Genomic DNA, 12,385 nt, shown 5'->3' with positions numbered 1-12,385 from the left:
GGTCATTCGGGACGGATGCCGGCCTGCTTGACGAGGGCGCCCCAGTGCTCCAGCTGGTCTGCCACGTATTGGGCGAACTCTTCCGGCGTCTTGGTCGGCCAGGTCTCGAAGCCCAGCTGGCCCAGCGATTTCTGCACGTCCTTGTCGGCCAGAACCTCTTGCAGTTCCAGGTTCAGCTTGTCGACGACAGGCTTGGGCATGCCCGCGGGTCCGAAGATTCCGTTCCAGGACGTCAGGTCGAATCCAGGCACCTCCTTGACGATGGGCACGGCATCGGGCATCGATTTGAGCGGCTCCTTGGTGGTGACGCCCAGAACCCGTACGCTGCCTGCATTGATCATGCCCATGCCCGAACCCAGATCGACGACGTACATCTGCACCGACCCGCCGATCAGGTCCGTGAGGGCCTGCGGGCTCGATTTGTAGGGGATGGCCACCACATCCAGGCCGACAATCCGCTTGATGGTTTCGGAGGCCACCAGCGAAGTGCTGTTGGGCGTGGCGTAGGAGAATTTTCCGGGGTTGGCCTTGACCTGTGCTATCCACTCTTTGAGCGTCCTGGCAGGGTCGTTCTTGCCCACGACCAGGGCAAACGGCAGCTCGCCCACGCGCGCGACCGGCGTGAAATCCTTGATGGGGTCGTACTTGAGATTGAGTATCAGGCTGGGATTGGCGGAGTGCGACGTATTGGTCGTCATGAACAAGGTGTAGCCGTCGGGCTTGGCCTTGGCCACGAACTGGGCGGCAATCTGCGCGTTGGCGCCGGCGCGGTTATCGACCAGCACCGGCTGTTTCAGGCGCTCGCCGAGCTTTCTGGCGACGATGCGCGCCACGGCATCCGTGCCGCTGCCGGCGGCAAACGGCACGACCATCGTGACCGGCGCGGAAGGGTAGGTCTGGCCTATCGCCGCTGAAACCGCCAGCAAGCTGGCCGCCAGGGTCAAAGCCCGAGGAAGGATTTTCATGACATGTCTCCGGTTGTAATTGGTATGCGCACCGTCCTGTCAATCGATGCGTCCCCATCTTCCCCGGCGCAACCATTCGCGTCCAATCCTCATTTTGGTTAGAGTGATTCTTTTTAAGAATCGTTGGGGAAGGAGCCGTGCTTGGTCCTGCCCACTTTTTCGCCCCATGAAGCTTCACTTTCTTCGTTACTTTGTCGTGCTGGCCGAAGAGCTGCATTTCGGGCGCGCAGCCAGCAAGCTCTCCATTACCCAACCGCCATTGAGCAGCGCCATCAAGTCACTGGAAGATGAGTTGGAAGTCAAGCTGCTGATCCGCGACAGCAAGCATGTCGAGCTGACCCAGGCGGGCGAGGCCTTCCTGGAGGAAGCGCGCCAGGTCCTGGAGCAAGTGGCGCGGGCGTCGAATGTGGCCAAGATCGTCGCCCGGGGAATGCGCGGCCGACTGGAGATCGGCATGACCGGTTCGCAGATCTACCGGGAGGTGCCGGGCATCGTCAGGCAGTTCAATGCGCAAATGCCGGACGTGGATGTGGTGCTCAGGGAGATGTCGAGTGCCGACCAGGTGAACGAGCTGCTGCGCGGCCAGATTCATGCCGGGTTCGTGAATGCCTCCACGGTTCCTCCTCAATTGGCATCCCTGCCGATGGGGGAAGACGAATTCCTCATCTGCTTGCCGCAAGATCATCCCCAGGCACAGTGCGATTCAGTGGAGTTGAAGCAACTGAGCCAGGAGCGCTTTGTGATGTTTTCCCGGGATGTGGCCCCGGCAAACTATGACAACGTGATCGCCATATTCTCGCGTGCCGGAATCCACCCGAAAATAGCCCATGCGGCGCGCCAATGGCTGACCATCGTGGCCATGGTCGCCAATGGCCTGGGCGTTTCCGTGGTACCCAGGTCACTGGCCCGCTCGCGCGTTCACGGCGTCAGATTCATCAGGATCCAAGGCGAGCAAGTGCTTGCACCGGCCATGCTGATCTGGAACCCCGCGTATTACCCGCCCACGCTGCGCAGCTTCATCGCGTGCGCCGAAAGCATTCTCCAGCGGCAATAGTGCCTGCGCCGCAGTGATTTGCGCGCAGGCAGCGCGGTTTACTTGAGCTTGCCGCTGGACAGGTCCATGACCATGCGCGTGGCCAGATACAGGCGCGGCACGATGGTGTCGATGAGCACATATTCGGCGTCGTTGGAATGCGCGCCGAAGCTGCTCAGCCCCATGCCTTCGACCACCGCGCCCCGGGTCTTGAGTCCGGCAAAGGCGGCATCGGTGCCGCCGCCCGTGGCTTCGGACAGCACGGACAGCGGCAGGCCGATTTCCTGGTAGATCCGCTTGCCATGCTCGGCGACGCGGCGCGAGGCCTCGGTGGCCTCCAGCGGTGGGCGGCGCACTTCAAACTTCACCTGCACCCTGGATTCGGGCAGCAGCTTGTTTTGCACCTTGGCCTGCAGCTCCTTTTCAAGCGCGTCGAAGTCGGACACCTTCAGGGCCCGGGCATCGGCCTGCGCCTTGGCCTGGGCCGGCACCACGTTGCGGTTGGTGCCGGCGCTGGCCACGGTCCAGTTCAGCTTCAGGCCCTGCTCGGGCCTGGACAGCTCCTTCATCTGAAGCAGCTGGTGCGACATCTCGTACAGCGCATTCACGCCCTTTTCAGGCGATGCGCCGGCGTGCGAGGCCTTGCCGTCCACCGTGAGGTAGGCCGCGCCTATGCCACTGGTGGCCAGGCGCAGCGCGCCGGTGGCGCCGCCGCCTTCGAACGAGAACACGGCGTCCTGCTCGGCGGCAATGCGCGTGATGGTGCTGCGTGAGCCGGGCGAGCTGATTTCCTCGTCGCCGTTGATCAGCACCGTGAGCGTGCCGTAGTCCTTGAAGCCCAGCTTTTGCAGCATGCCCACGGTGTGAATGATGGTGGCCACGCCCTGCTTGTCGTCGCCTATGCCCAGGCCGTAGGCCTTGTCGCCGTCTATGCGAAACGGCTGGTCCTTGAGCATGCCCTTGAGGTAGACGGTGTCCATGTGGGCGATGAACATGATCTTTTTCGTGCCCTGGCCCTGGAATGTGGCGTGCACCACGGGCCCGACCTTCTCGGGCGTGTCGTCCAGGCGGTAGACGTCGCTGGGCTGCAGGATCTCCACCGCGGCGCCGCGCTGCTGCAACTGGCTGGCGATCAAGGCGGCGATCTTCGCCAGGCCTTCGAGGTCCTTGCTGCCCGACTCGATATGCACCAGATCGCGCAGCGTGTCGAGCAGCGGCTGCTGCTCCTGCTGGGCCAGCGCGTGCACCGCCGCATGGGGTGCAAGGGGCGCAGTCGGCAACTGTGCCTGGGCCAGCGTGGCGACAAAGGCCAGCGACAGGGACGCGACCAGGGGCCGGACGAAAGACGAGGCGAACAAATGAATGGACATGGAGGGAGCCCTTGCGCTACAAGCGATGAGAAAGGAACGGCCATTATGGGCGGCGTCGGTCCACTGACAAAGCGACGCTGGCCCATGGCAATCCACCCGGCGGCATATCCTAGACGGATAACACGTAGGCCTCGCGCAAATCCCGCTTCAGCACCTTGCCGATCGGGCTGCGCGGCAGTTCGTCCATCCACCGCAGATCGGCCAGGCGCTGGGTCTTGCCGGCGCGCTGGTTGTACCACGCCATGATTTCTTCGGGCGCAACGCTATGGCCCTTGCCCCGCACCACGAAGGCCACCGGCGTCTCGCCCCATTGCGCCGAGGGCACGCCCACCACGGCGACGTCGTCCACGGCCGGGTGCTCACGCAGCTGCGCCTCCAGATCGCTGGGGTAGATGTTGAAGCCGCCACTGATGATCATGTCCTTGCGCCGGTCGCACAGGATCAGGAAACCGTCGGCGTCGAAGCGGCCCACATCGCCCGTCCGGATGAAGCGCTTGCCCCCGGCGTCGAACCACTCGGCCTCGCGTGTCTTTTCCGGCTGATTGTGATAGCCCGTCATCATTCCCGGCGAATGACCGACCACTTCGCCCGGCTCGCCAGGGCCCACCTCGCGCCCCTCCTCATCGATCAGGCGGATGTCATGCCCTTCGGCGGGCTGGCCCACGGTGTGCAGTTTCGCGGGGTGCAGGTGGGCGTCCAGGATGCAGGAGCCGCCGCCTTCGGTCATGCCGTAGAACTCGGTCAGGGCGCCGGGCCAGCGCGCCAGCACCCGGGCTTTGAGCTCGGCGAGAAACGGTGCGCTGGTGCAGAACTTGAAGCGAAAGCTGGAAAGATCGTAGTCACCGAATTGCGCCAGCGCCATGATGCGCTGGTACTGCACGGGCACCAGCATGGTGTGCGTCACACGGTGCTGCTGCGACAACTGCAGATAGCGCGTCGCATCGAACTTGGCCATCAACTGCACGCAGCCGCCGAATCCCAGCGTGGGGAAGAACACCACCAGCGTGGTGTTGGAATACAGCGGTGTCGCCAGCAGCGTGGTGCTCCCGGGACCGTAGCCGTACAGCCCCCCGCGGCGCACATGCGCAGCGCGCATGCCGTGCGACTGCACGATGCCTTTGGGTGTGCCGGTGGTGCCCGAGGAATAGATGATGTTGAACGCACTCCCGGGCGTCACCGCCACCGGCTGCGGCCGCGCATCGTCTGCAGCCAGCCAGTCATCGAAGGCCCGGCCGGGCGCCAGGCCATCGAGCGATATGCACGGCACGGGCGTGCCCGCCTCGGCGACCAGATCCTGGACGCCCTTGTCCAGGAACAGATGGCGTGCCTGGCCATCGCGCAGCATGGAAGCCAGGCTTTGCGCCGTCGACGAAGGCGCGAGCGGCGCCACCACGACGCCGGCACGCAGCGCCCCGAGGAACAGCGCCGCATAGCGCGCCGAGTTCAGCGCACAGATGGCGATGGCCTCACCGGGCTGCACGCCATCGCGCTGCAGCGCGGCGGCAACCCGGTCCATGAGCAGATCCAGCTCCCGGTAGCTGAGGCTCTGGTGTTCATCCCGCACAGCGGGCGCGTCAGGCTGGGCCTGCGCGTGCCCGCGGATCAGGTCGGAGAGTGCTTGAAACGGTGTATCGGACGACATCGGGGATTCCATGGGGAAATTGACGAGAAGGCGCAGGGAGCTTGCGTCAATCCAGCTTCACATTCGCTGCCGCCACCAGCGCCTTCCAGGCCGGCGCGTCGCGCTGGTAGGCCGCGCGGAACGCCTGGGGCGTGCCCATCACCGCCAGGCCGCCGGTGTTGACCAACTGCTCCTGCACCTTGGGGTCCTGCGCCAGCTCCTTGACCAGGCTGGAGAGCTGGGCCACCACTTCGGCGGGAATTCCCGCGGGTGCGCCCATGCCTATCCAGCCGACCACCGAATAGGCCGCGTCGGTCAGGCCCTGCTCATGCAGGGTCGCCACCTGGGGCAAGGTCGGCGCGCGCTCACGGCCCACCAATCCTATGGCCTTGAGCCGCCCCGCGTCGACAAAGGGCTTGGCGCCGGCCACGCCCGCGAAACACATCTGCAACTGGCCGCCCAGCAGGTCCTGCAGCATGGGCGCCTCGCCCTTGTAGGCGACATGGGTCATGTCGGAGTCGGTCATCTTGCTCAGATAGGCGCCCACCAGATGCGCCTGCGATCCCTGGCCCCAGGAACCGTAGGAAAGCTTGCCCTTGCTGGCCTTCACGTATTCGAGCAGCTCCTGCATGTTGTTGGCGGGCACCGAGGGGTGCACGACCAGCACGATGGGGGCGGTGGCGATCTGGGTGATCAGCTCCAGGTCCTTTTCCGGGTTGTAGGGCAGTTTGGAATAGAGAAACTGGTTGACCATCATCGAGGTCGAAAGCGACACCAGCAGCGTATGGCCATCGGCCGGGGCGCGGGCCACCGCGTCGGTGCCCAGAATGCCGGACGCGCCGCCGCGGTTGTCCACCAGCACCGGCTTGCCCAGGCGTCTGGCCATGCCATCGGCCAGCGTGCGCGCGACGACATCGGTGCTTCCTCCGGCGTTGTAGGGCACGATGATGCGTATGGGCTTGGACGGCCAGGTGGCCTTGCCGGTTTGTGCCTGGGCCGTGCCCAGGACGCCGGCGCCCGTCCATGCGGCTGCGCCTTGCAGCAGCGTGCGTCGGTTCAACGGGGGAACATTCATGGGGCATTTTTGCGGATGCGAAGTCATGTTGAAAGCCTAAAAATCCAGGGTTGATCGAATCAGTCCAGGGGGCTGCGGCGGCGGCCGCGCAGCCCCGTCTTCACACTGCGGCTTCGCGCTCCTGCAGCAGCCGCCACATCACCTTGCCGCTGCCGCTCTTGGGCAGCGCGTCGACAAACACCAGCTGGCGCGGCGCCTTGTAGCTGGCCATGTGCTCGCGGCACCAGTCGATGATTTCCTGGGCGCTGACCTGCCCCTTGTGCGAAGCGCGCAGCACCACCACGGCCTTGACGGTCTCGCCGCGGTAGCTGTCGCGCGCCGAGATCACGCAGGCTTCCTGCACGGCCGGGTGCTTGAACATCAGGGCCTCGACTTCGGCAGGCCAGACCTTGAAGCCGCTGGCGTTGATCATGCGTTTGAGGCGGTCGGTGATGAAGAAGTAACCGTCTTCGTCAATGCGGCCCAGGTCGCCCGAGCGGAAGAAGCGCTTGCCGTCAATTTCGATGAAGGCCGCGGCCGTGGCCTCGGGGCATTTCCAGTAGCCGGCGAAGACTTCGGGGCCGTGGATCACGATTTCGCCCTGCTCACCCTGGGGCACTTCCTGGCCCGTATCGGGGTCGATCACGCGCGCGTCGGTGCCCATGAAAGGGATGCCCAGGCATTGCTGCTTGGGCCGGTCGGGCGGATTGGTGTGCGACGGCGCGGCGGTTTCGGTCAGGCCGTAACCTTCTATGTAGCGCAGGCCGAACTGGTCGAGCAGGCGCTGGGCCACGGCCTGGGGCATGGCGGCACCGCCGCCGCCGATATGGCGCAGGCTGGTGAGGTCGTAGCTGTCGAAGTTCGGGCTGCCCATCAGGTCGATGACCATGGTCGGGATATTGGTCCAGCTCGTGACCTGGTAGCGCGAGATCAGCCGCCCCGCGAGTTCACGCTCCCAGCGCGGCATGATGACCAGCGTCGCGCCCAGGTAGATGCAGGTGTGCAGCATCGACACCAGGCCGGTGATGTGGAACATGGGCACCACGCCCAGCACGACCTGCTCGCTGCTGGCATTGCTCCACATGCCGGATGCTACGGCGTTGTGCATCACGCTGCGGTGGGTGTGCATGCAGCCCTTGGGCAGGCCCGTGGTGCCGCTGGTGTACGGCAGCACGCACAGATCGTTGCTGCCCGCGGTATGCGCCGGCGACGTATCCGTGCAGGCCAGCGCCTCATCCCAGGCATGGACCTGGCCTGCGGCCAGTTCAGGCAAGGGGTGGCGCGTGCCCAGCCATTCGCGCCATTGTTCGGGCGGCGCGTCAGGCCCTTGCACGTCGGCATCGAACGCATCGCTGAACTGCGTGACCACCAGATGCTGCAGGCCGCTGCCCGCGGGCAAGGCATTGCTGGCCTTGGCGAGTTCGCCGGCGAGATCGCCGCAGGTCAATGCGACCTTGGCATCGGGATCGGTGATGTAGTGCTGCAGCTCTTCGGCCCGGTTCATAGGGTTCACCGGCACCACCACGGCGTTGGCGCGCATGATCGCGTAATGCGCGAACACCAGCTGCGGCGAGTTCTGCATCAGCACGATCACGCGGTCGCCCGCGCCCACGCCCAGGCCCTGCAGGTAGGCCGCCATGCGCTCCACGCCCGCGGCCAGTTCGCCATAGGTCAGGTGCCGGCCGAAGAACACCAGCGCCGTCTTGTCGGGATAGCGCCGCGCGCTGACGGCCAGGTTGTCCCACACCGACGTGGCCGGGACGGTGATCGAATGGGGCAGCCGCTTGGGCCAGAAAGCGTGGTGAGGGCGCATGGATGTTGCTCGAGATGAAATCAGCGCCCAGACTAGGCCAGCGCGACCGCGCTGGCACTAGGAACAGACCTAGGTAAGGGTCACCTGCGCGACCCGCGTCCGGCCAGAACGCGGCGGACAGTTGCAGGTAGGCCGGGCCGGGCGCAGGGCTGCCGCGGATGTTGCACAACATGCAGCCCGCAATCCGGCCGTTGTTGCCGGCGGCCGTCCCGGCAACGGTGCGGCGGTTGTCGGCGAACTGGCCAGCCATGGTGCGCTCGACAAATGCGATCGACGGGCGCTCTGGACACGGAAAGGTGGAAAAAACGCCGCCATGCGAGGACGACCGGGGTTGGTATTGCGAATCACCGGGCCGTCGCGCAATGCCCCTGCCCTGGGTTTGGGCGCGCGGACCCACCCTGATCGGCCCGGCGGCAGGCACGCCCGCTGGCTACCCCATTCGCGGCGGCCATTGGATGACAACGGTGGGCGCAATGCAGGCACGTATGTCGCAGCTTGAAGCCACGCGACCACGCTTGCTCCACCCGAAGTTTCATTAATGTTTGGAAACAATCCATTAACCAATTTGTGTCTAAAAGAAACATATTGGCAAGTCAACTTACACCGCTACCCAGCCCCGCCAGGCCTTCTATAACTCGTCCCATGCGGTGCAGAAAACGCCCCGTGAAGAAGGATCTGCCATGGAATCTGCGCGCAGCGCGGTGCTGCCATCCGTCCACTCCGAAGAACCGGCGACTGCGCCAGCCGTTCCGGCCAGGCCGCTTTGCTCCGGCGATGCGCACAGCGCAGTGCCCGCGGCCCCGCGCCGCGCAATGGGCACGGAGTTCATCACCACGAACACGCCTGTGCCTGGGTGTGTCCCCACCGGATCACGATCATGACCCTCGCTCCACGCCCCACACAAACGCTGCGCGTCCTGCTCCACACGCGGCGCACTGCCACGCTGGGTACGCAGTCGCTGCACACTGACGAGGCGCCCGGGCTGGCGCTGGTGCCGTATGCGATCGATGGCCTCGCAGAGTGCCTGGTGCTGCTGGTCAGCGCCAGCGCGGCACACTCCCGGCAAATGCTCGCCCATTCCGAAGTCAGCCTGCTGGTCGCCCAAAGCGATGCCTCGCAGCAGGTCGTGCATATCCATGAACGCGTATCCATCGTCGGCCAGGCGAGGACGCCCACGCCGGGCTCGTCCGCCTGGGGCAGCGCGCGCTACGCCTACCTGCGGCGCTTTCCGGACGCCGCGAGCATGGCGCAGCTCGGTGACTTTCGCATTGTCTGCATCGTTCCCGAGCAGGCGCGCCATATCGCCGGCTTTGGCGCGGTGCGCAATGTGGACCAGGCCGAATTGCGCGCCGTGCTGGCCTCACCCCATTGATCAGACCATGGCAATCGACACGGCCTTGGGCACGAGGTAGGCATCCAGGGCCTCGGGCCCCCCTTCCGAACCGTAGCCCGAATCCTTGACGCCGCCAAAAGGCATTTCGGCCGACGCCACCGCCGGCTGGTTGATCCACAGCATGCCGGCCTCGACACGGCGCGACAGCAGGTGGGCGGTCTTGAGCGAGCCGGTGAATGCATAGGAGGCCAGGCCGAACGGCAGGCGGTTGGCCTCGGCGATCGCCTCCTCGATGCGCTCGAAGCTGCGCAGTGCCACCACGGGGCCGAAGGGTTCGTGGTTGAACACGTCGGCCTGCAGCGGCACGTCGGCCAGCACCGTGGGGGCAAAGAAGTTGCCGGCGCTGCCCAGGGCCTCGCCGCCGGTCAGCAGCTTGGCGCCTTGTGCCTGGGCATCGGCCACCAGGGCCTTCATGGCCGCGATGCGGCGCGGATTGGCCAGCGGGCCCATCTGCGTGCCCTCGTCCAGGCCGTTGGCCACCTTGAGCGACTCGGCATGCCGCAGCAGGCCCTGGGTGAAGGCCTCGCGCAAGCTGCTGTGCACCAGGAAACGCGTGGGCGAGATGCAGACCTGGCCGGCGTTGCGGAACTTGGACGCGCCGGCGGCCTGGACGGCCAGCGCGACATCGGCGTCCTCCGCCACGATGACCGGGGCGTGGCCGCCCAGCTCCATGGTGCAGCGCTTCATGTGCGCGCCTGCCAGCGCGGCCAGCTGCTTGCCCACGGGAGTCGAGCCGGTGAAGGTGACCTTGCGGATCACGGGGTGGGCAATCAGGTAGGCGGAGATTTCGGCCGGGTCCCCATAGACCAGCCCCAGCACCCCTGCGGGCACGCCCGCGTCCACGAAGCACTGGAACAGGGCTGCGGGCGAGGCCGGGGTTTCCTCGGGCGCCTTGCACAGGAAGGAGCAGCCCGTGGACAGCGCCGCACCGAGCTTGCGCACGATCTGGTTGACCGGGAAATTCCAGGGCGTGAAGGCCGCCACGGGCCCCACGGGCTCCTTGATGACCTGCTGCTGCACGTCGAGGCGGCGCGCGGGCACGATGCGCCCGTACAGGCGCATGGCCTCGTCGGCAAACCATTCGATGATGCCCACGCCGGCCAGCACCTCGCCCCTGGCTTCGGCCAGGGGCTTGCCCTGCTCCTGGGTCAGCAGGCGGGCGATCTGGTCTGCGCGCTCGCGCAGCAGGCCGGCGGCGCGGCGCATGGCGGCGCCGCGCTCGTGCGCCGACGTGTCGCGCCAGACTTCGAAGCCCTTCTGGGCGGCGGCCAGCGCACGGTCGAGTTCGGGGATGCCGGCATGGGCCACATGGCCGATGACCTGGCCCGTGGCGGGGTTGCGCACGGCGATGGTCCTGCCGCTGGCGGCGTCCACCCATTGCCCGTCGATCAACAGGCGCGTGTCGGTATAGGAATGCTGCATTGGAAAGCCCATGTTCTGTGGATTGCCTGGATGCGGTGTCGCCCGGCTCATGCGGCAAGGCGCGCTTGCGGACCGATCTGGGCCGGGTCGGTGCGCAGCTCGATCAGCGCCGGCTTTCCCGAGGCCATGGCCCGTTCGAAGGCCGGGGCAAAGGCGTCATCGGTTTCCACACGCTCGCCATGCGCGCCGAATGCCTGCGCCAGCAGGACAAAGTCCGGGCCCTCAAGATCGGTGGCGCTCACCCGGCCCGGGAACTCGCGCTCCTGGTGCATGCGTATCGTTCCATACATGCCGTTGTTGACCACGATCACGATCACGTTGGCCCCGAACTGCTTGGCCGTGGCCAGCTCCTGGGGGTACATCAGAAAGCAGCCGTCGCCGGCAAAGCAGACCACCGTACGCTCGGGCGCGTGCAGCTTGGCGGCAATCGCCGCTGGCAGGCCGTAGCCCATGGCGCCATTGGTGGGCGCCAGTTCGGTGGCCAGCTTCTTGTACTGATAGAAGCGGTGCAACCAGACGGTGTAGTTGCCGGCGCCGTTGGTGAGGATCGCATCCTCTGGCAAATGCTGGTTCAGGTAGCCCATGACATGGGCCAGGCTCACCCCCGTCTGCTGCGGCTGGCGCGGCAAGGGAGTGTTGTGCTGCTCGTAGTTCTTCCGGGCCTCCTGCAGCCAGGTCTCGCGCCCGGCGATCTGGCCGGGAACGGGCAGGCGCGCCAATGCCTGGGCCATCGCCGCCACGCCGGCCTGCACCGGGACGTCGCACTGGAAGACGCGATTGAGTTCCTGCGCATCCGCATGCGCATGCACCAGCCGCTGGGCCGGCCGGGGGCTGCGAATCAGCGCATAGGCACCCGACGTCACCTCCGACAGGCGGCTGCCCACCACGATCAGCAGGTCCGCCTGCTGGACGGTCTCGGCCAGCGCCGGCGAGATGCCCAGCCCCAGCTGCCCCACATAATGCGGATCGCGGTTGTCCAGGATGTCCTGGCGCCTGAACCCTGCGGCCACCGGAAGCTGATGGGCCTGCACAAAGCGCTGCAGATCCGCGCTGGCCTGCTCGGTCCACCCGGTGCCGCCGACCACCACCAAGGGGCGGCGGGCCTGCTGCAGCTCCTCTTGCAGCGCCTGCAATGCCAGGGCACAGGGTGCGGCCTCCACCGTCTTCGCCGGTGCCAATGCCGGCAAGGCCTGCGTCATGCCGAACAGCACATCCTCGGGCAGGCCGATCACCACCGGCCCCTTGCGCCCGGACATCGCCACGCTGAATGCGCGGTTCACGATCTCGGGAATGCGCTCTATCGAATCGATCTCCGTGGCCCATTTCGCCACATCGCCAAACATGCTGCGGTAGTTGATCTCCTGGAACGCCTCGCGCTCCTTGACGTCCGAGCCGACCTGGCCGATGAACAGGATCATGGGCGTCGAGTCCTGCATGGCGGTGTGCACCCCATTGCTCGCATGCGTCGCGCCCGGCCCGCGCGTCACGAAGACGATGCCCGGCCTGCCCGTCAGCTTTCCATAGGCGTCCGCCATGTTGGACGCAGCGCCTTCATGCTTGCTGACAATCGTCTTCATGCCGGGGTGCTCGTAGAGTGCGTCCAGCACCGGCAGATAGCTCTCTCCCGGAACGCAATAGACCGTATCCACCTGGTTGCTTTGCAATGCCTGGACAAGCAGTGCGCCACCGTTTATTTGTTGTTCGCTCATGACAA

At 66.0% G+C, this 12,385-nt stretch carries 9 protein-coding genes; 2 read left to right on the top strand and 7 right to left on the bottom strand.

What is annotated here, in order from left to right; genetic code table 11:
• Nucleotides 1-2: 2 nt before the first annotated feature.
• Nucleotides 3-965 carry a tripartite tricarboxylate transporter substrate binding protein gene (locus GVL12_RS13460; RefSeq protein ID WP_159914772.1) on the bottom strand — a complete coding sequence of 321 codons (963 nt, stop codon included), beginning with the start codon at nt 963-965 and terminating at the stop codon, nt 3-5.
• Between the two features lie 166 nt (nt 966-1,131).
• On the opposite strand from GVL12_RS13460, the gene GVL12_RS13455 reads away from it, so the two are divergent.
• Nucleotides 1,132-2,019 (top strand): LysR substrate-binding domain-containing protein, encoded by an 888-nt coding sequence (locus GVL12_RS13455; protein ID WP_159914770.1) that lies wholly within the window; start codon nt 1,132-1,134, stop codon nt 2,017-2,019.
• Nucleotides 2,020-2,057: 38 nt separating this feature from the next.
• Here the strand turns inward: GVL12_RS13455 and GVL12_RS13450 are convergent, their stop codons facing one another.
• From GVL12_RS13450 to GVL12_RS13435, 4 genes are all read right to left on the bottom strand, one after another.
• The gene (locus tag GVL12_RS13450; RefSeq protein WP_159914768.1) at nt 2,058-3,368 is read right to left on the bottom strand and encodes a M20/M25/M40 family metallo-hydrolase; all 1,311 of its coding nucleotides are present in this window, start codon (nt 3,366-3,368) and stop codon (nt 2,058-2,060) included.
• A gap of 109 nt (nt 3,369-3,477) precedes the next feature.
• On the bottom strand, nt 3,478-5,010 hold the full coding sequence (locus GVL12_RS13445; protein ID WP_235033864.1) for a class I adenylate-forming enzyme family protein: 1,533 nt from the start codon (nt 5,008-5,010) through the stop codon (nt 3,478-3,480).
• Between the two features lie 46 nt (nt 5,011-5,056).
• Nucleotides 5,057-6,064 (bottom strand): tripartite tricarboxylate transporter substrate binding protein, encoded by a 1,008-nt coding sequence (locus GVL12_RS13440; RefSeq protein ID WP_159914764.1) that lies wholly within the window; start codon nt 6,062-6,064, stop codon nt 5,057-5,059.
• A 100-nt stretch (nt 6,065-6,164) separates the two neighbouring features.
• On the bottom strand, nt 6,165-7,856 hold the full coding sequence (locus GVL12_RS13435; RefSeq protein WP_159914762.1) for a long-chain fatty acid--CoA ligase: 1,692 nt from the start codon (nt 7,854-7,856) through the stop codon (nt 6,165-6,167).
• A gap of 877 nt (nt 7,857-8,733) precedes the next feature.
• Here GVL12_RS13435 and GVL12_RS13430 point away from each other — a divergent pair.
• Entirely contained in the window at nt 8,734-9,228 is a 495-nt protein-coding gene (locus tag GVL12_RS13430) for a pyridoxamine 5'-phosphate oxidase family protein (protein WP_159914760.1), read from the top strand.
• Here the strand turns inward: GVL12_RS13430 and GVL12_RS13425 are convergent, their stop codons facing one another.
• Together GVL12_RS13425 and GVL12_RS13420 are read right to left on the bottom strand one after the other, a co-directional pair.
• Nucleotides 9,229-10,671, bottom strand: a complete 1,443-nt coding sequence (locus tag GVL12_RS13425; protein WP_159914758.1) for an NAD-dependent succinate-semialdehyde dehydrogenase — start codon at nt 10,669-10,671, stop codon at nt 9,229-9,231.
• A gap of 47 nt (nt 10,672-10,718) precedes the next feature.
• A complete protein-coding gene (locus GVL12_RS13420) occupies nt 10,719-12,380 on the bottom strand; it encodes a thiamine pyrophosphate-binding protein (protein ID WP_159914756.1) in 1,662 nt (553 codons plus the stop codon).
• Between the last annotated feature and the right edge of the window lie 5 nt (nt 12,381-12,385).

The organism is Pantoea sp. 18069 (genome assembly GCF_902706035.1).
Lineage (GTDB): Bacteria > Pseudomonadota > Gammaproteobacteria > Burkholderiales > Burkholderiaceae_C > Comamonas.
The sequence above is the reverse complement of the archived record's forward strand: the minus strand, read 5'-3'. Positions and strand labels throughout refer to the sequence as shown.